At 66.7% G+C, this 19,035-nt stretch carries 16 protein-coding genes; 3 read left to right on the top strand and 13 right to left on the bottom strand.

The window, feature by feature from the left end:
* Positions 1-34 precede the first annotated feature (34 nt).
* The 9 genes from F7R26_RS22995 to F7R26_RS22955 all read right to left on the bottom strand — a co-directional run bounded on the left by F7R26_RS22995 (position 35) and on the right by F7R26_RS22955 (position 7,034).
* The gene (locus F7R26_RS22995; RefSeq protein WP_170301762.1) at positions 35-1,117 is read right to left on the bottom strand and encodes an FUSC family protein; all 1,083 of its coding nucleotides are present in this window, start codon (positions 1,115-1,117) and stop codon (positions 35-37) included.
* Positions 1,118-1,334: 217 nt separating this feature from the next.
* A complete protein-coding gene (locus F7R26_RS22990) occupies positions 1,335-1,697 on the bottom strand; it encodes a CzcE family metal-binding protein (RefSeq protein ID WP_150984295.1) in 363 nt (120 codons plus the stop codon).
* 133 nt (positions 1,698-1,830) lie between these two features.
* On the bottom strand, positions 1,831-2,757 hold the full coding sequence (locus tag F7R26_RS22985) for a LysR substrate-binding domain-containing protein (protein ID WP_150984296.1): 927 nt from the start codon (positions 2,755-2,757) through the stop codon (positions 1,831-1,833).
* 145 nt (positions 2,758-2,902) lie between these two features.
* Entirely contained in the window at positions 2,903-3,328 is a 426-nt protein-coding gene (locus F7R26_RS22980; RefSeq protein WP_150984297.1) for an organic hydroperoxide resistance protein, read from the bottom strand.
* 185 nt (positions 3,329-3,513) lie between these two features.
* The gene (locus tag F7R26_RS22975) at positions 3,514-4,011 is read right to left on the bottom strand and encodes a MarR family winged helix-turn-helix transcriptional regulator (protein WP_150984298.1); all 498 of its coding nucleotides are present in this window, start codon (positions 4,009-4,011) and stop codon (positions 3,514-3,516) included.
* Between the two features lie 138 nt (positions 4,012-4,149).
* A complete protein-coding gene (locus F7R26_RS22970; protein ID WP_241754693.1) occupies positions 4,150-4,554 on the bottom strand; it encodes a nuclear transport factor 2 family protein in 405 nt (134 codons plus the stop codon).
* Between the two features lie 45 nt (positions 4,555-4,599).
* Complete coding sequence (locus tag F7R26_RS22965) at positions 4,600-5,475, bottom strand: hypothetical protein (protein ID WP_241754692.1); 876 nt, start codon at positions 5,473-5,475, stop codon at positions 4,600-4,602.
* A gap of 160 nt (positions 5,476-5,635) precedes the next feature.
* Positions 5,636-6,178: a BON domain-containing protein gene (locus F7R26_RS22960; protein ID WP_150984457.1), complete on the bottom strand. Its 543-nt coding sequence runs from the start codon at positions 6,176-6,178 to the stop codon at positions 5,636-5,638.
* 127 nt (positions 6,179-6,305) lie between these two features.
* The gene (locus tag F7R26_RS22955; protein ID WP_150984300.1) at positions 6,306-7,034 is read right to left on the bottom strand and encodes an SAM-dependent methyltransferase; all 729 of its coding nucleotides are present in this window, start codon (positions 7,032-7,034) and stop codon (positions 6,306-6,308) included.
* Between the two features lie 254 nt (positions 7,035-7,288).
* Between F7R26_RS22955 and F7R26_RS22950 the strand changes: the two genes are divergently transcribed.
* Positions 7,289-7,873 carry a gamma carbonic anhydrase family protein gene (locus tag F7R26_RS22950; RefSeq protein WP_150984301.1) on the top strand — a complete coding sequence of 195 codons (585 nt, stop codon included), beginning with the start codon at positions 7,289-7,291 and terminating at the stop codon, positions 7,871-7,873.
* 22 nt (positions 7,874-7,895) lie between these two features.
* Here F7R26_RS22950 and F7R26_RS22945 read toward each other — a convergent pair whose 3' ends face one another.
* The 3 genes from F7R26_RS22945 to F7R26_RS22935 form a co-directional block, all read right to left on the bottom strand.
* A complete protein-coding gene (locus F7R26_RS22945; RefSeq protein ID WP_150984302.1) occupies positions 7,896-9,248 on the bottom strand; it encodes a DUF1501 domain-containing protein in 1,353 nt (450 codons plus the stop codon).
* A gap of 28 nt (positions 9,249-9,276) precedes the next feature.
* Positions 9,277-10,863, bottom strand: coding sequence for a DUF1800 domain-containing protein (locus F7R26_RS22940; RefSeq protein ID WP_150984303.1), 1,587 nt, complete (start codon positions 10,861-10,863; stop codon positions 9,277-9,279).
* 200 nt (positions 10,864-11,063) lie between these two features.
* The gene (locus F7R26_RS22935) at positions 11,064-12,293 is read right to left on the bottom strand and encodes an MFS transporter (RefSeq protein ID WP_150984458.1); all 1,230 of its coding nucleotides are present in this window, start codon (positions 12,291-12,293) and stop codon (positions 11,064-11,066) included.
* 238 nt (positions 12,294-12,531) lie between these two features.
* Here F7R26_RS22935 and F7R26_RS22930 point away from each other — a divergent pair, with 238 nt between their 5' ends.
* Both F7R26_RS22930 and F7R26_RS22925 read left to right on the top strand, forming a co-directional pair.
* Positions 12,532-12,828: an ArsR/SmtB family transcription factor gene (locus tag F7R26_RS22930; protein ID WP_043353167.1), complete on the top strand. Its 297-nt coding sequence runs from the start codon at positions 12,532-12,534 to the stop codon at positions 12,826-12,828.
* 72 nt (positions 12,829-12,900) lie between these two features.
* Complete coding sequence (locus tag F7R26_RS22925; RefSeq protein ID WP_150984304.1) at positions 12,901-13,956, top strand: alkene reductase; 1,056 nt, start codon at positions 12,901-12,903, stop codon at positions 13,954-13,956.
* Positions 13,957-14,435: 479 nt separating this feature from the next.
* Here F7R26_RS22925 and F7R26_RS22920 read toward each other — a convergent pair whose 3' ends face one another.
* On the bottom strand, positions 14,436-19,019 hold the full coding sequence (locus F7R26_RS22920; RefSeq protein WP_150984305.1) for an AIDA repeat-containing protein: 4,584 nt from the start codon (positions 19,017-19,019) through the stop codon (positions 14,436-14,438).
* Between the last annotated feature and the right edge of the window lie 16 nt (positions 19,020-19,035).

Here is a 19,035-nt window from a genome sequence, read left to right as displayed (position 1 = left end):
GGCGTCGAGGCAACCGTAGAACACCAAAGCGGGCTTAAATGTTCCAGCGATCCGCGATGGCCGCCAGACGCTGCCTGAGATCGTCGAACTCGTCGGACAAGCGCAGCGTCAGCGAGATATAGCCAGCCCATTGCGGCGCGACGGTGCCCGCGACTTGCGCAAGCGAACAGCTACCGCGCGGGGCCAGGCGCGCCACCACGCCATGGGTCAATGCGCGCGCCATGCCGATCAGCATGGTGCTGACGCGGTGGTTTTCCTGGGCAAGATGGTCGCGCACGAATGCCTTGTCTTCGTCGTCGTCAACGCACGGGCGCGTGGCCGCGAGCACTTCCAGCAAGCTGATGCACACGCGCATGCCATGCTGGATGGCTTCGAGCTGCTCCATCGATACATTGATCTCCTTGGCCACCGACGGCATCAGCGATCGCAGCTGCACCAGCAAGTTGCCTTGCAGCACCATGGCCCGCTGCAACACGGCCCGGTCGAAGCCCGCGTCGTTGACGATGGCCGTGTGCATCCTGGCGCAACTGCGCAGGGCCTCGGCCAGCTTGTAGCGCCACGTATAGGTGGCGTGCAGTGGCAGCGCGAAGGAGAACAGCAGTGCGATCGCGATGCCGATCAGCACATCCGCCGCGCGCCAGAGGCCGTCCGCAATGACGTTCTCGCCATGGCCGGCGACGATAAAGATGGTAATGGCGGAGAGCAGCGCCACATAGCCGCCCTTGCCGATCGCGTGATACGCACAGACGGCGCAAGCGATCACGATCAGCGCGTAGCTGAGCAAGGGCGCGTGCAAATACGATTGCTGCAGGATGATCACCAGCCCCGCGCCAGCGCCGATCAGCGTGCCGAGCGCACGCTCGGCCGCCTTCTTGCGGATATTGCCGTGGTGCTGCAGGCCGCCGATGACCACCAGCAGCGTAATTGACGCCCATTCGCCATGAGGCAGTTGGATGCCCGTGGTCAGCGCGATGGACGTCAGCAGCCCGAGCGCCACCCTGCACGCATGTATCACCTTGGCATGGCGGTAGCGCCGCGCCGGATCCAGTACCGGGCGCAACACGCGCCGCAGCACCGGGTGGACGCGCGCGAGCAGATGGGTGATTCTGGGCAGCATCATCGGCGACCTGGCTGACAGCGAAGCGGCGCTGGGCGCAGTCGCCCGGCTGGCACCGGCAAAGTACGCTAGTGTCCTCCGCCTTTCACCGTAAGGCAACCAGGCCCGGGCACGCGCCCTGCGCCACCCGCCGCATCGGCATCGGCGCGGGTGTATTGCCCGCCAGGCCTGACGGCAGTCCGACCTCCGCTCCAGGCAGCCTCCGGGGCTGCCGGGCTCAGCCCCCGGTAAACAACTGGCTCGGCGCGATGTACACCCGGATCCCCCTGGCCTGCGCCACGTCCGGGAAGATGGTCCTCATATCGACCGAGGTCCCGCCGATGGCCTCCAGGAACGTCCAGCCGACGGTCTTGTCGCCGGCGCGAAAGGCCACCGTTTCGCCGGATGCCACGTTCACGTAATTCATGCCCGGGACCAGCGTGACCGTGCGGGTCGTCGTGCTCACGTCGGCGGGACTGCCGAACAGGGCGGCGACACGGGAGGCTTTCGTGGCCGGCGTGGGCGCCGTGGCGCTCCAGGCGGAGGCGATGCCGAGGAGGGAGAGTGCCAGAGCGGCGGCGAGCGTTTGCTTCTTGTTCATCGTTTTTCCTTGTGCCTACCCTTGTCAGATTTGGGTACACGAGGAAAGTGTAGCGACGATGAATCTATTCTAAAAATGATATATTCATCGCGTATCCAGTCGCTTTTTTCATACTCAGTGGTGACGCCGGCAACTACGCGACCGGGGCGCCACGCTCGCGCGTGGCGGCAACACGCGGATCATTGAGCAGGAATTGCACGAACGCCGCCGTGAACGACGGCAGCTTGCCTTCGGCGCGCACGATCAGGTTCAGCTCGCGTCGGGCCCAGGTTTCCGCCAGCCGCACGCCGGCTATGCGGGCTTCGCGCAGGGCCGCCGCGGCCACGCTGCGCGGTACCAGCGCCACGCCCACGCCGGCTTCGACCAGTGACAACGCGGCCTCGAAGCTATGGGCGTGCAGCCGCACGTTGGGGCTTTTTCCGGCGCGCTGCGCCATGTCGCGCAGGAAGAGGAAGTTGCTGCTGCCGCGGCTCATGCACACGAAATCGAAATCCAGCGCGGCACCGAAGCGCAGCTCGGCCTGGCCCGCCAGCGGGTGGCCGTTGGGCGCCGCCAGGATCAGTTCGTCCACCGCGTAAGGCACGGCACGGACGTCGCTGGCATCGATATCGCCAGCCAGAATGCCGATATCGGCCTCTTGCGCGGCCACGGCGCACGGAATCGCCTGGCTGGCGCGCTCTTCCAGGTCAATGTTGACGTCCGGGTTGGCGGCCAGGAAGCGGCTCACGCTGGGGATGATAAAACCGTTGAGCGAGCTGCTGTTGGCGAGCAGCCGGATATGGCCCTTGAGTCCGGCGGAAAAGCGCCCGACCTCGCCATGCATGCGCTCCACGCCGCGCAGCAGCTCGCGCACGTGCACCAGCAAGGTCTCGCCAGCAGGGGTGAGTTCCATGCCGCGCGTGCTGCGCACGAACAAGGCCGTGCCCATCGCGTGCTCGAGATTCTTGAGGCGGTAGCTGGCGGCGGATGCCGTGATGTGGCTGGCGCAAGCGCCGCTGGACAGGCTCTGCGCTTCTGCAATCGCCTGGAACAGGCGCAGGTCGGTGAGCTCGTAGCGCACTGTGTCTCCGGGGGGCTGTCTTGTTGCTTCGCTGTTTGCCACTGCTGGCTGCACGCGAGACAAAGCAGACGGCCCCGCGCAAGGGTGCTCATTTTAGAGCATTGCGCGGGGCCGGCCCCGGGGACTCAGGGATGGAGAGGCGTGCTTAGATCAGCGTCAGGCGCACGTCGATATTGCCACGCGTGGCATTCGAGTACGGGCACACCACGTGCGCCTTGTCGACCAGGTCTTGCGCGACGGTGCGGTCCAGGCCGGGCAGCGCGATGTTGAGGTCCACCTCGATGCCAAACCCGGTGGGAATGGCGCCGATGCCGACCTGGCCGGTGATGGCGGTGTCGGCAGGCAGTGCCACCTTGTCACGCGCCGCCACGAACTTCAGCGCGCCGAGAAAGCAAGCCGAGTAGCCAGCCGCGAACAGCTGCTCCGGGTTGGTGCCGGCGCCGCCTGCGCCACCCAGCTCGCGCGGGGTGGCCAGCTTGATGTCCAGGGCGCCATCGGACGACACGGCGCGGCCGTCACGGCCTCCGGTTGCGGTGGCGGATGCACGGTAGAGGACTTTTTCGATCGACATGATGACACTCCTGGCTAGTTGATAAAACCGGCTCATCGAGCCTTGGGTTGGAGAAAGCCTGTTCGCTTTCCGTATTTAATAGCTAGCTATTAAATAGCACGCTATATATCAGACAATCAAAACGGGCTGTCAAGTTGTTCAGCCCGCCATCAGCCGCCGCTCCCATCGCGCCGGCGCCCAGATCCTTAACCGCCGGCCGCTACGGCAAACCGCTCGCGCAACTGGTCCAACTCCGCCTTCACGGCCACCACCTGATCGACGCTGCAGCCCGAGGCGCAAAGCACCGCGCGGGGCACCGCCTGCGCCGGCTCCTTGAGCGCATGGCCTTCGGCGGTCAGCGTGACAATGACCTGCCGCTCATCGGCAACGGCACGTTCACGCCGCAGCAGTTGCTGCGCTTCCATGCGCTTGAGCAGCGGGGTCAGCGTGGCCGAATCCAGATGCAGGCGGCCGCCGATTTCCGACACGGTCAGGCCGTCGGCCTCCCACAGCACCAGCATCACCAGATACTGAGGATATGTCAGGCCCAGCGGCGCCAGCAACTTGCGGTACAGCTTGTTCAGCGCAAGTGACGTGGCATACACGGAAAAGCAGAACTGCTGGTCCAGAAGCAACGCCGACGCGGCATCTGCCGTGGCGTCGTGTGCTGCCTGCTTGGTCCGGGAGGTGCGTTTCGTGTCCATGGGCTGAAATATACATAGCGCACTATTCAATTGCAAGCTATTTTTTCCTTGTCGAACCGGCCCTTACCGGTCCTTGCCAGACAGTCGTGGCCATGGCGCTTTACATCGACGCGCGGAATTCAGCCGGCTTGAAACGCATCAAGCAGAAAAAGGGTCTGTTGGCGTGCCCTGGTGAAACGACATCTGCCAACCGTTGTCGGTCAGCGTCCAGATCGAGGTGCGCAGGGTGTGCCGCTCCAGCCGGCTGTCCGGCTGCTGGCAGGCAGAGCGGTAGTTCAGCATGGCCACGCCTGGCGCAAGGTGGCGCAGCGAGAAATCCTGCGCCCAGATCGTGCCCGAGGTGGCTTCGGTGGGCAGTTGGTCCAGCGTGTCGGCCTTGGTGTAGATGCCACCGGAGCGGCCGAATTCCAGGAAGTCGTCGTGCAGCAGTGCGTCCAGCCGATGGCGATCGCCGCGCGCGGCGGGACGGTGCAGTTCGGTTTCGAGTTGCCGGAGCAAGGGCAGCAAATCGATCTCTTGGTTCTCGTTGTTCTCGTTGTTCATGTCGTGGTGCTCCTTGGTGTTCCCGCCAGCGCTCAGCATCCTGCCTCACTGCGCGTCGTCGTCCATGCCAATGGCAGTCGTGTCGATTCTCTCGACCTTGCCTTTTTGCCGCACCTCCGTGCGCAGCACGAACGCTTCCGTCGGGCAGTACCAGTCGGTGACGCTCATGATCGCGGGCTCGGTCTGGATGAGGTCATCGCCCATCATCAAAGGCCCCAGCGAGGTGCGTTTTTCGTAAGTGATCGGCATGCATTCGCGGCGGCCCAGCATGGTCTCGATGGATTGCGCACGGCCGACACGCCGCTCGCCAACCGAGACCGAGGCCGATGGCGCACGAATGGTCGTCACCATCTCGTCCGTCGCCAGGCTGTGGATCTCGAGATCCAGGCTGGAACTGAGCGTCTCGCCCGGCAGCACTACGCCTTCCCGTATCACAAGGCCCGCGTAGCTGAGCACGCCTTTGCCCTGGAACGATGCCTGCCCGAACAGCCGCGTGTAGCGCGCCTGCGCATTGATGGTGGCGCGCTGGCTGCTCACGGTGCCGACCGAGCCGGCCGTCGCGCCGCGATCGAACGTCATCTTGTGGACCTGGTCCATCACCACCGGCGGGCCCATCATGGCAGCCAGCGCCGACTTCGAGTGAATCGACAGCCAGGCGCTGCAGCCGTTTGCCGTGAGCGTCGGGTTCCGGATGGTCATGGTGATCGACATCGGCATGTCGCCACTGGCCTCCATCTGCGCCCGCGCGCCGGACTGGAACCACGGCGCGTCGCAGATGGTGCCGGGCACGCCCTGCGCCGGGCTGTCGGGGGGGCCTTGCTGCGCCAGGGCTTCATCGGCGAGCCCGCATAGCAGCAATGGAAGCAGCACCGCACCCAGCCGCCTGAAGGCGGGCTTCGGCCCGTGAGGGTGAGCAGTCATGTCGTGTCCCGAGCAAAAAACCTGCCGCTGGCGCTTCCCCATGCCTTGGGGTTTCAACCCGGACGGGCCGCCAGCACGCCCAGAAGGTAGCACTTGGCATGACGCCCCACAATCCGGATTGGCGCCAGCACCGAAGAATCTAACCGCGGGAAGAAAATGCCTAATTCGTCCCGTGGCCGGATTGCGGCGGAACGGGCGCCGCCGGGCCGGAACGGCCACCGAATACGGGGTAAGGCACGCCGCGCGCCGGATCCGCCGTGATCTGGTCGACCACGATCTCCACGTCGGCGACTTCGCGCAATGCGGCCACGAAGGGCTGCCTGGGGAAACTCCGCCCCACGCAGCCCTGGACCAGCAGCCAGCGGCCCCGCACGGTGAGCCACAGCGTGGAGTCCCGCCAGCCCGGCAGCGTGACCGACAGCGACTGCAGGCGGCGCTGCGTGCTCTCCACGATCTCCGTCTCGTACTGGTAGGCATTGCCGAGACGGCAGCGGCCTTCGACATAGCAATGGTTGCCGTCCTCGATCCGGTGATGGGCGTCGCGCCGCCATTGTGCTTCGTCCACGCGAGGCCCGAGCGGCTCCGGGCAATTGGCAATGCGCGACGAGATCTGGAAGAAGGGATCGTGGCCACGGTTTTCCTGGTCGCTGTCGGCGCCGCGCGCCGGCCAGGCCAGCAGGGCAGTGCCGGCCAGCGCCACCATGGCGATCTGCACGGGCAAGGACAAAGAGCGGACGGGCACGGCAAGCTCCTTGATGGCGGCTCTCGTCTGCGTAGGATAGAACCGGCTGGCTTGCGCGCAAAGCCCGGCCAGGCGCGAGCGCCCAGGCTCAGCTGTCCTGCTTGCGCGCCAGCCACGCGCCCCAGAACAAGCTGCCGAAGAAGCGTTGCGGCGCGGCAAAGCCCGCCTCGGCCAGCAGCGCCTGCACGGCAGCCTCCGAGTGAGGCGGGTCCGCACCTTGCAGGATCTTGCCCAGCTTGGCCTGGACCTCGTCGACGCTGGCGCCTTGCATGCGCCAGCGCTCGCCCCACGCAGCCAGCAGCAGCGGCTCGCTGGCATAGGCGCGGTAATTGCCGGCGAGGATCAGCGGCGCGCCCGGTTTCAGGCGGGCGGCGATGGCACGCAAGATATCCCGCTTGGCTTCGTCCCCCGGCAGGTGATGCAGCACGCCGATCAACGTGGCGGCGTCGAAGCGCGGCGTGGCGGGCAGGTCCTCCACTACGCCCGGCACGGCATGCGTGCGCTCGGCCAGCCCGGCCTGGGCCACGCGCGCCATGGCAAGGTCCAGCATCGGCGCCGACGGATCGACCGCCGTGAAGCGCCACGCCGGCTCCAGCCTGGCCGCGCAGACGATCTCCTGCGCCGTGCCGCCGGCGCCGACCACCAGCACCTCGGCCGCGCGCCCGGCGCCCAGCGTTGCCGCCAGCATGCAGGCCGACAGTTCATGGCAGGCGTCGTAGCCAGCCAGCGCGATGCGGCTTTGCGCTTCGTACTCGCCAGCGCGGCCGGGGTCGAATTTGGCGGCGGGATCAGCGGTGGCGGTTTTATTGGGGGTCATGGAAGCGTTCCTCTTCGTTCGCTCTGTCTTGTTGCGGGGAGATGACCCTGAACAGCCTAAAGGGCCGGCCCCGGCGCGACAAGATGACAACTTATGCTGGTATGAGACCTACCAGCACAAGGCCGGATACAAAAGCGGCAACGAACCCGTCGCGAAGGCATCGACGCGGCAGATGGAACGCACCCCGGCGCATTAGCGCGCCAACGCATCGACGTACAATCAGCGCATTCCAAAAATAACCCAAGGAGACCGCGATGGCATTCATCGGCCCCGATGTGAGCTTGCACCCCACCGCCTACGTGCACGAATCGGCCTACCTCTACGGCAAGATCACCGTGCACGAGGGCGCATCGATCTGGATCAATGTGGCAGCGCGCGCCGAGAGCCGGGAAATCGTGATCGGCGCCTACACCAATATCCAGGACTTCGCGATGCTGCATATCGGCGATCGCACGCCGACCATCATCGGCAGCCACTGCTCGATCACCCACCACTGCACCATCCACGGCTGCACGATCGGCGACAACTGCCTGATCGGCATCAACGCCACAATCATGGACGGCTGCGTGATCGGCGATAACTGCATCATTGCCGGGCACGCTTTCCTCAAGGAAGGCACCGTGATCCCGCCCAACTCCATCGTGATGGGCAGCCCGGGCAAGGTCACGCGCACGCAGAACAACTATGTGCGCAACCGGCTCAATGCGTTCTTGTATTACAAGAACGCGCTGGCCTATGCACAGCAGAATTATCGGGCGTGGGAAGGGCCGGCGTTTTCGGCGCAGATGATGCGGGAGATGGAGCGGCTACAGGCGGAGCTGGAGGCGACCGACGTTTGACAGTCGCCACGATCACCGCGCGCTAGACCAGCCCGATATCCACCGCCCGGGTATCGGGAAACACATGCGCCAGGCGCGCATCGTCCAGCCCGTACAAGCGTTTGAACATCCCGCCCAGCATCGCGCGGTATTCATTGAGCACCGGCCAGTCGCGATTCTGGTTCAGCGTGCGCTGCTCCACCGCCACTTGCTCGCCGGCGATGCGCCCGCCACGCACGGCGCCGCCGGCCACCCAGTACACCGTGCCATGACCGTGGTCGGTGCCGCGCGTGCCGTTCTCGCGGAAGGTGCGGCCGAACTCGGAAACCACCACCACGGTGGTCTTGCTCCACACAGGTCCGATCTCGTCCGCGAATCCGGAGATGCCGCGCCCGAGGTTATCGAGCAGGTTGGCCAACTGCCCCTGTGCGCCGCCCTGGTTCACGTGCGTATCCCAGCCACCGACATCGATAAAGCCAAGATTGAAGCGCTCGCGCATCAGCCCCGCCATGCGGCGCGCTTCCACCTCGAAGCCCTTGGCACTGAGCGCGCGGCGGTTGGCCGCCTGCATCTCCTGCATGCGGCCCGCCATGTCAGGCTCGGCCTGCGCGGGCAGGTTCGCGGCCATCATGCTGTTGCGGCGCTGCATGGCCTCGGCCTCCTGCGCCACGGTCTGGCGCAGCTCGAAGCCCTCGTTGATCAGCGACTCGAAGCGGGTGCCGCGATACATCTGCGCAAGCACGCGGGTCTGGCGCTCGTCGAAAGGCGTGCGTCCGGTCCCCTTGAGCGAGACATTGGGCACGGTGAGCGCGCCGCTCAGCACCATCGGCAGGCCGTCGGTGAAGGCGACGGGCGCGGCGCGTCCGCCCATGGATTCGGCCAGCCGGTTGAGAAAGCCGGTGCCGCGCAGCGAGGCATCGATGCGTCCGCTGCCCTTGCCGTTGCCGGCGAGCGGCAAGCCGGCCTCGACCCCGTCCTGCGTCTCGAAGTGGCTGCGCGACAGGTCATCGGTGCCGGCAAACGGCACGAACGCAAGCTGCTGCTTCTGCCACAGCGGCAACAGGCTGTCCTTGAGCGCGGGGTGCAGCGCCCACGCATCGATGCCCCTGCCCCCGCCGCCATCGAAGGCCGCCGCCAGCGACAGCGCGGCGCGCGGATCGACTGGTGCGCCCTGCGCCACCGGCCTGGCAATGGCGATGGTCGGGCGCGATGCGTAGTAGAAATCGCTGCCCGCCGGCACCAGCACATTGGTGGCATCGTAGCCACCACGCAGGAACACCAGCAGGAAACGCGCATCGGCCTGCTGCGGCAGCGCGTAGGCGCGCGAGACGATGCCGGGCGCCAATGCCGCCAGTCCGGCAAGCCCCGCGCCCTTTAGCCAGTCACGTCGTTGCATGGGGTACTCCTTGTTCGGGCCGGACTGCTCAGTCCTGCATCCATTCGGGCGACGACAGCAAGATGGTGTTCCACTCCGCCTGCGACGTCGCCTGTGTCATCGCGGTGCGCGTGGCGGGGCCGAGCGTGGATTCGATGCTGTCGAAGAACACGCGGTTGGTCAGCAAAGGAAAGCCGGTGCGCTCGGCCGGCTTGCCATCATCCTTGGAGAATAGCCCGGCCTGCCCCGAGCCTATGGCGCGCGCGATCTCGAAGCGCTTGACCATCTGCCCAGAACTGGCCCACGCGCTCTCCGCTGCCGGGAAGCCGTCCGGCGTGATGCGGCCATAGAGCGGCTCGCCAAGCTGGTTAAGCCAGCCGATGGCGGGGCGCAGGTTGGCCACCGTGCGGCCGTCATACGCCAGGCGCAGCGACGAAGCCACGAACTGCATCGGGTCCTTGAACTTGCGCGTGCCGGAGGCCAGCGTGGTGTTCAGCTCAGGCGACAGGAACAGCGTGCGCAGCACCGCCGCGATATCGCCATCGGTCTGCGTGAACGTGCCTGCCATGCGATTGACGAGCGACGGCGGCGGCGCATCGCCGACGAAGTGCACGGCGAGCTTGTAGGAGATGAAGCGCGCGGTGGCCGGATCGCGGCTGAGAATCTCCACGGCCTGCTCCACCTCGTGGAAGCCGCTCGGCTCGATACGATGGCCAAGCAAGGTCTTGGCCCCGAAGTCGTGCCGGTTCGGGTTGAATTCGAACAGCCCGCCCGCGCGGTAAAGCGCCTGCTTTTGCGGCGCGAGCTTGGGCGGCTCGCCGCTGGCGTTGATGCCCAGGCCGGTCAGCACGCGGGCCAGCTCCTGCACATCCTGCTGCGTATAGCGCGAGCCGCTGGGGCCGCCGGCCACGCCCAGCGTGTGCAGCTCCATCAGCTCGCGCGCATAGTTCTCGTTGATGCGGTTGACCGCGCTCTGCGCGTTGTCCAGGTACTCCAGCATGGCGGGCGATGTCACGGTCGCCATCAGCAGGTCGCGGAACTTGCCCAGCGCATGCGGGCGCACCGCCTTATCCTCGTAGTCGGCCAGTACCCAACGCACCGAGCCCTTGCCGGAGTAGACGCTGAAGTGGTTCATCCAGAACCACGTCATCTGCTCGCGCAGCTGCGCGGGTGAGTAAAGGGCGCGCAGCAGATGGCGGCGGCTGGTGTCGAGCACCACGTCGTTGCCGCTGCGGTTGAGCGCGTCGCGCGCCTTGCGTTTTTCGTCTTCGTCGGTGAGGGTGTTTATGCGCTGCTGCTCGGCGCGCACGCCGCGCAGCCTTTGCTCACCACTTTGCTGGGCAATGCTCAGCGCCCCGATGGTGGTGGCAAGCTCGCCCGTATCGGTGCCGGGCGCCTTGAGTTGTTCTTCGAGATAGCGCTCGCGCCCCAGCTTGCGCAGGCGCTCGATGCTGGCCTGGTTGGCGCCGAAGGTAACGGTGTTGAGCCAGTGCAGGTCGGCCGGCTTCAGGGCCGCACCGGATGTGCCCTCCGGCGCGCCGCCGCCTTGCGCGCAAGCACCCAGCAGGCCTGCGGCCGCGCTCAGGAGGCAAGCCGACATCAGGCGTGACAGCAGGCGTGAAATGCTCAAGGACATGGTTGGCCTGTCTCGAACCCCAAGGGGTGACACCGCTCTTACGCTGGGGGACGGCATTTGGTTGACGTGGATTCACCCGATATCCAGCCGGAACCAGTAAGTAAAATGAAAGTTCCCGCCGCTTTATTGCCGCTTTATTGCCGCTTTATTGCCGCTTTATTGCCGCTTTATTGCCGCTTTATCGCCGCTTTATCGCCGCGCTACCGGCGCAAGGTCACACCCCAGAATACCAGCGCTGCCGCGCTGATCGCCGCGCCCAGCATGCAGACGCCGGACCATCCTGCGCACGCATAGACATGCGTCGAAGCGATGGACCCCGCACCGCTGCCAAGCGCATAGAACAACATGTAGCAGCCCACCAGCCGGCTGTGCGCTTCGGGCCGCACGCGAAACACCATGCTCTGGTTGGTGACATGGATGGCCTGCCCGGCCAGGTCCAGCACGATGATGCCCGCCACCAGCAGCCACAGCGACTCCCGCGCAAAAGCCAGCGGCGCCCAGCACGCCACCAGCAGCACCAGGGCGATGCCGGTGGTCCACTGGCCCAGCCCGCGATCCGCGAGGCGCCCGGCACGCGTGGCCGCCAGCGCGCCCACGGCGCCAACCAGCCCAAAGGCACCGATAGCGGTGTGCGACATCGAATACGGCGGCGCGCTCAGCGGCAGCACCAGCGCGGTCCAGAACACGCTGAACGCGGCGAACATCAGCATGGCGAGCACGCCGCGGACCTGCAGCGTGCGCTCCTGCGCCAACAGCGTGAACATCGACGCGAGCAGGCTGGTGTAGCGCATCTTCACCGGCGCGCTGGCCTGCCGCGGCAAACGGCGCGCCAGCAGCCCGATCATCAGCAACGCCAGCACGCCCGAGACCATGTACACCGCGCGCCAGCCGGCAAGATCCGCCAGCGCGCCCGCCATGGCCCGCGCCATCAGCAAGCCGATCACCACGCCGCCCTGCGCGGCGCCCACCACGCGCCCGCGCTCGGCCGGCGCGGCGAGCGTGGCCGCGAACGCAATCAGTCCCTGGGTCATCGCCGTGCCCAGCAGGCCCACGGCGAGCATGCCCGCCAGCAAGGCCGTGCGGGTGGAGGCCGCCGCCACAAGCGCCAGGGCGACGGCGAGCAACAGCAACTGCAGCAGGATCAGGCGGCGCCGGTCCACCAGGTCGCCCACCGGCACCAGCAGCAGCAACGCCAGCGCGCAGCCCGCCTGCGTGGCGGTGACGACGATGCCGACCGAGCCATAGCCGAAGCCGAACTCGCGCGCCATCGCATCCAGCAAGGGCTGCGCGTAGTAGACGTTGGCCACGCTGAGCCCACATGCCAATGCGAACAGCCAGACCAGCGACGACGGCATGGCAGACGGCGCGTCCGAGGTCTGCGCCAATGGTGCGGTGGCCAGGGTGGCGGCGGTGGCCGGGTTAGGCGTCATCATGGATCCACTTGGTTTTATAAAGAAACTGAACGGAGTCTAAGTCACATTGGTTTCTTTAAGCAACCAAATAGGAATAACCATACGTCGAGTAGGCAGTATCAGGTGGCGCAAAAGCCTCTCCAGCAAAGCCGCCACGTATATCGTATAGTCACGATATTAATTTTGTGAGAAGCGGATATATGTTTCGCCAAAACGCGAAACAGCCCGCGCCTCCGAGACCGGACAAACCCACGCAATGGACATCGACGCCATCCACAAGGCCCTGGCCAATCCCGTACGGCGCAGCATCCTCGCCTGGCTGAAAGCCCCGCAGGAGAATTTCGCCATGCAGGACTATCCGCTCGAGCTGGGCGTCTGCGCAGGCCTGATCGACGCGCGCACCGGACTGTCGCAATCCACCGTGTCGGCACATCTCGCCACGTTGCAACGCGCCGGGCTGGTGACTTCCAAGCGGGTTGGCCAATGGATTTTTTTCAAGCGTGACGAGCAGACCATCCAGGCCTTTCTCGATCACATGCACAGCGATCTTTGATACCAGCGGCGCGCGAGCGCCTACTTATGCACCCACGGTGCGCCACTCTCCTCGACACCTAGACAAACTGACATGACCTCTCTCTTCGACCCCATCCGCATCGGCGACCTCGATCTCCCCAACCGCGTCATCATGGCGCCGCTGACGCGCTCGCGCGCAGTGGGCGGCGGCCGCGTGCCCAACGCCCTGATGGCTGAGTACTACGTGCAGCGCGCCTCCGCAGGCCTGATCCTCAGCGAAGCCACCTCGGTCACCCCGCAGGGCGTGGGCTATGCCGACACCCCGGGCATCTGGTCCGACGAGCAAGTCGCCGGCTGGAAGGTGGTGACCGATGCCGTGCACGCCGCCGGCGGCCGCATCTTCCTGCAGCTTTGGCACGTGGGCCGTATTTCCGATCCGGTCTTCCTGGACGGCGAACTGCCGGTGGCGCCCAGCGCCATCGCCGCCGCGGGCCATGTCAGCCTGGTACGCCCCAAGCGCGCGTTTGTCACGCCACGCGCGCTGGAAACCGATGAAATCCCCGGCATCGTCGCGGCCTACCGCCACGGCGCCGAGAACGCCAAGGCCGCCGGCTTCGACGGCGTGGAAGTGCACGGCGCCAACGGCTACCTGCTCGACCAGTTCCTGCAGGACAGCACCAACAAGCGCACCGACGCCTACGGCGGCTCGCTCGAAAACCGCGCCCGCCTGCTGCTGGAAGTGACCGACGCCTGCATCGACGTGTGGGGCGCATCGCGCGTGGGCGTGCACCTGGCACCGCGTGCCGATGCGCACGACATGGGCGACTCGGACCTGCCGGCCACCTTCGGCTACGTGGCGCGCGAACTCGGCAAGCGCGGCATTGCCTTCATCTGCTCACGTGAAGCGCTGGGCGAGCCCCGCCTCGGCCCCGCGCTGAAGAAGGCGTTTGGCGGCACTTATATCGCTAACGAGAAGATGACCAAGGAAACCGCCGAGCAAGTGCTGCAAGCCGGTGAAGCCGATGCGGTGGCGTTTGGCCAGCTGTTCATCGCCAACCCGGACCTGCCGCGCCGCCTGCAGATTGACGCGCCGCTGAACACGCCGCAGCCGGAGACTTACTACCACTCGGGCGCGGAAGGTTACATCGACTACCCCGCGCTTGCCTGAGCGCGGTTGCCGGCCCGCGCTGGCTTGCATGAGCGCGCGCGGCCAGGCGAACTGGTCGAGCAGGTGACCGGTTGAACGGTTGAACGCCCCGCCCAGCGCGGGGCGTTTTCCGTTGCGCAGTCTGAAGTATTCCTGTTCCTCGCACGTCTTATAGCGCGGGCACCATCGAGGTTTTACCCGGGGGCGTCTCCGAAGACCCGGATGGCCAGGTCGTGCTCGAAATCTGCGGCGCAAGGGATGCGGTTCCCGGCTCAAGCAGCAGTCTGTGTGCATCCGAGAAGATGTGGTGGTGGAGCGGCCCTCGCGAATGCAAGACCACGGTCATTGGTTGGAGTGGTCCTGGACGTCAGCGACGGACTCGAGCAGGTAGTGCGCCAGCCAGTCGTACCGAACCGTTCGTTTGTACGCTCCTTGTCCCGGCGCGCCGCCGGTGCCGATGGACGGCAGCCGGCGGCGTGGGGACTCAGCCCGGTGCCGGATCAGAAGGCATAGCGCACGCCCAGGGTGCCCTGCAGCGAATGACCACTGCTGCCGAAGACCTGGGTACCGTATGAGCCCCGGATGAACACCGACGAGCCGCGTCCATCGGCGTACTGCACTTCCGCACCGGTTTCCAGCAACCAGCTGCCGAAATCATTGCCGGCATACGAGGTGGCCGGGCCAGTGCTGAAATTCGTGCCGGAGGTACTGCCCGTGCGGTAGAACAGGTTGGTCAGCAAGGCTGTGCGCCAGCCGTGCCCCGAGGGATCGGCGGTCCAGTTCAGGCGCGCGCCGAGCCGCCCGACGGCCTGATCGCGGTCCCGCACCGAGGCTTGCGTACTGCCGCCGGTGCTGTCGCGCAGGCTAGCCGAGCCGTAGTCCAGATGCTGGAGCATCAGTTGTGCCTGGCCGTCCAGCGACAGGTTCCCACTCAGCTTGAACGGCTGGCTGTATTCGGCGGAGGCGGCGTAGGCCTGGGCACGGATTCCGGTGCTGTTCAAGGCCGTGCTGCTCTTGCCCTGCACGGTGCCGCCCTGCAGGACCAAGTCGACCCAGGAACCGCCGTCGTTGGTATGGGTCCAGTACAGTCCCAGCAGTGCCGACCAGTTGCTGACAGAGCCGGCGGACTGGCCAGACAGGCCGTCGACCGCACCGCGCACATTGCCGCTGCCGCTGAGGTAGGTCATGTAGCCGCCCACTGCATCGTTGGCACCCGTCCAGGCATCGCCGCCGAGCTGCAAGCCGGCGGCATGGCCGGAATAGGACGCCGCTGTGTCACCGCGCGAACCGGCCGAGAGACTCTGGTCGATCACGCGCGCCCAGGCGTGCCGGCCGGCACCGCCTTCGCGCGGCGCTGTGCTACGGCCCTGGCGCTGGTAGCGGTCGGCCAGGGACATCAGGCTCAGGCGGCCGGCCATGTCGGCGGCGGCGCCCAGCGTCGAGGCCTCCGGACGGAAGCTGACGAATGTCGCGGACGGCGCGTCCGGCGTGGTGCGCGAAGAGGTCAAGTACCAGTTCTGGCCTTGTCCGCCCGCATCGCCAGCGTTCAGCTGGTAGGAGTAGGCTCCTGCCGTGACCGGGCCGGCCAGCTTGAAGCCGTCCTTGCCGGACTGGGCCGTGGTGGTGGCGCCGTTGACGGCTTGCACCAGCAGGATGCCGTCGCCAGTGGTCTGCGCGCCTAGTCCGCTGGCGTTGCGGATCGCCAGCTTGGTACTGCCGGTGACGGTGCCGCCGTCGACCACGAGACGGTCGGCGCCCGAACCATTGCCGCCCAGCTGGACATTCATGGTGAGGGTGCCGTTCTGGCCGTTCAGCGAGGCAACAGTCAGCGTCTTCGGTGTGAAAGCACCGGCCGGGGCCTGCATGTCGATCTTGCCGGCCAGGCTCAGTGACTTGAGCAGCGAGTTGCCAGTCATGGTCCAGGTGCTGCTGGCGTCCACGCTGACGTCCACCGGATCGATCAAGCCCTTGAGCTGGCTGCCCTGGGTCAGGCTGAGCAGGCCGCTGCTGGTGTCCTGGAAGATGACATCGCCCAACAGGGTCGCGTTGGTTACCGTGATATTGAGGTTGGTGCCGTTGCGCGCCAGCAGCAAAGTGCTGTTGGTGCGGGCATCGAGCGTGGTGTCTCGGATATTCAGCGCTGCGGCCGAGGCGGTCGAGCCGGCGCCGTCGGCCAGTATCAGGCTGTGGCCCGCCGTGGTGCTGAGCGTGGCGCCACTGATATTGGCCGATAGCGGGGTGCCCTGGCCGGACAGCGTGAGCGCCGCGGCGTTGGTGGCCGCATGGCTGCCCGCCAGTGTCAAGGTACCGCCCTGCAGGGTGATGCCTTGCGCCTGCGCAGTGGACCCGGTCAGTGTGACCTGGCCGGCGCCCTGGATGGCCAGGCCGCCAGCGCCGGTGAGCTGAGTGGCCGTGGTCTGCGTATTGCCCGACAGCACCAGCGTGCCGTCATTGTAAAGCGACGCACCAGTCAGCGTGCCCGTGCCGCGGATGGTATTGGTGCCGCTCAGCGTACCCCCCGCGCCGTGCAGGGTGCCGCCGTCAAGGACCATGGTGCCCGAGGCAGTCCCGCCGGACATCAATTGCTGGGTGCCACCGTTGCCAACCAGCGTCGTTGCCGCGGACCCGCCGGCCTGGACGGTCTGCCAGCCGCCGCTGTTGACGGAGGTGCTGTTGGCCTGGCCTTGTACCGACTGGGAGCCATTGAGCGCCTGCCCGTTGACGATGGCGCCGGCATCGATCTGCTGCAGGCCCCCAGCACCAACCGTGCTGGCCTGCGCATTCAGCGTGGCGCCACTGGCGACACGCTGTCCGCCGCCCGAATACACCTGCGTGCCGAAAGCCTGGCCGCCGGCGCTGAGAACCTGCCAGCCGCCTTGGTAGACCTGGGTGCCGCTCGCCATGCCGCCCGAGCCGACGCTCTGCAAGCCGCCGCTGATGACCTCGGTGGCGTTGGCAATGCCCATGACCGTCTGCGAGCCGTTCAGCTCCTGGGCAACGACCGTGGCGCCCGCGTCGATCAGCTGAAGGCCGCCGGCGCGGATCGTATTGCCGCCTTGGCTGCCGTTCAGCGTGACCCCGCTGGTAACCTGCTGCACGCCACCGGAATTTACCTGGGTGTTGGATACCGTGCCGCCGGCGTTGATCACCTGCCGGCCGTTCTGGTTGACGATGGTGCCGGACGCCGTGCCGCCGGAGGACACGACCTGGCTGCCGCCGCTGGCATAGGTGGTATCGGTGGCGGTGCCACCGGCGTAGACCTGCAGGATGCCGCCGTTGTTGACCAAGGTGCCGCTGGCCGCGCCACCGGAGTAGACCAATTGCTGGCCGCCGTTGTTGACCGTGGTGCCACCGGCCGAGCCGCCGGCGAAGACGCGCTGCTTGCCGCCGTTGTTGACTGTGGCGCCGGTGGCGACGCCGCCGGCACCGACATCCTGCAAGCCGCCGCTATTGACGGTGGTGCCGCTGGCGATGCCGCCGGAGCCGATGGTCTCCAGGCCGCCGCCCTGGATCGTAGTGGCGGCGGTCTGACCGCCTGAAACGCGCAGCACGCCGCCGTCGTTGACGATTGCGCTGGTGGCCGTGCCGCCTGAGACCAGCAGCGTGCCGCCGTCGTTGACAAGCGAGCCGGTGGCCGTGCCGCCGGACTGCACGCTCTGCGTGCCGCCACTGTTGAGGGTGGTGCCGTTGGCCGAGCCGCCGGCGGCAATGATCTCGCTGCCGCCGTTGACGGTGGTGCCATTCGTCGAGCCATTGCTGTTGACGAACAGTGTGCCGCCATTGGCGACGGTGCCGCTGGCCGAGCCGCCGGCGGAGACTTTCAGGGTGCCGCCACTGTTGACGATGGTGCCGTTGGCCGCGCCGCCCGACGCGACAATCTGCAGGCCGCCGCTACTGACCGTGGTGCTGTTCGCGGTGCCGCCGCTGATGCTCTGCAGGCCGCCGGTACGCAGGGTTGTGCCATTGGCGGAGCCGCCGGCTGCGACATACTCGGCGCCGCGCTGGTTGACCGTGGTGCCGCTGGTCGTGCCGCCCGAGGACACGCTCAGGCTGCCGCCATTCTCGAGCAGGACATTGCTAGCCGAGTGGCCACTGATGAAGAAGCTGCCTTGGGCATTGTTGCCGGTCACAGTGGCGTCGATGCTCGCGTTCAGCGCCCCGCCGCTGGCGATCGTCGTGTTCAGCGCGCTCGCGCCGGAGACAAGGTACTGTGTGCCGCCGCTGCTGACGGTGGTGCCGCTGACGAGCGCACCGGAGGAAACAAACTGGGAGCCGCCGCTGTTTACCCGGGCGCCGCTGGCCGTGCCACCTGAGTTGACCAGTTGTTGACCGCCACTGTTGACCGTCGTGCCGCTGGCCGTGCCGCCGCTGGAGACATACTCCGTGCCGCCGCTGTTGACCGTGGTGCTGCTAGCGATGCCGCCGGAGACGACGGACAAGCTTCCGCCGTTCTCGAGCAAGACATTGCTGGCCGAGTGGCCGCTAATGAAGAAGCCACCCAGCGCATTTGTGCCTGTCGCCGTGGCATCGGTATCGGCGACCAGCGCGCCGCCGCTGGCGATCGTGGTGTTCAGTGCGCTCCCGCCGGAGGAGACGATCTGCGTGCCGCCTGCGGCGACAGCCATGCGGGCCGCGAGCGCGCCCGCGGCGATAATCTGGACGCCGCCGCCGCCGACCATGCTGTCCTCGGTCACGCCGCCGCCGATAACGACCTGCTGGCCGCCGCCGTTGATCATCGTGCCGCTGCCGAGTCCGCCGTTTTGGATGTTCTGGGTGCCGCCGCTATTGACCGTGGTGCCGACCGCCTTGCCCCCCGCGAAGACGTACTGCTGGTCATAGGCCTGCCCCGCGCCGATCGTCGAGCCGAGGTCAAAGGCGGTGCCCGTCACGTTGTAGCTGGCCCCGGCCGCATCGGCCAGGGGCGCCATGCCAGCGACGGCCACCAGCACGAGACTGGCCGCAGGCGCGGTGGCGCTGGTCGAACTCCGCTTGCACGCGCTGCGGGTGATTTCGGAGGCGACGACCCAGGTGTTCCTGAGCCGGCTCCAGACGACGCGATAGGTTCTGTTCAGCCCTGTATTCATCGTTGTTGTTCTGATG

The sequence above is a fragment of the Cupriavidus basilensis genome (assembly GCF_008801925.2).
In the GTDB taxonomy this organism is placed as follows: domain Bacteria; phylum Pseudomonadota; class Gammaproteobacteria; order Burkholderiales; family Burkholderiaceae; genus Cupriavidus; species Cupriavidus basilensis.
The sequence above is the reverse complement of the archived record's forward strand: the minus strand, read 5'-3'. Positions and strand labels throughout refer to the sequence as shown.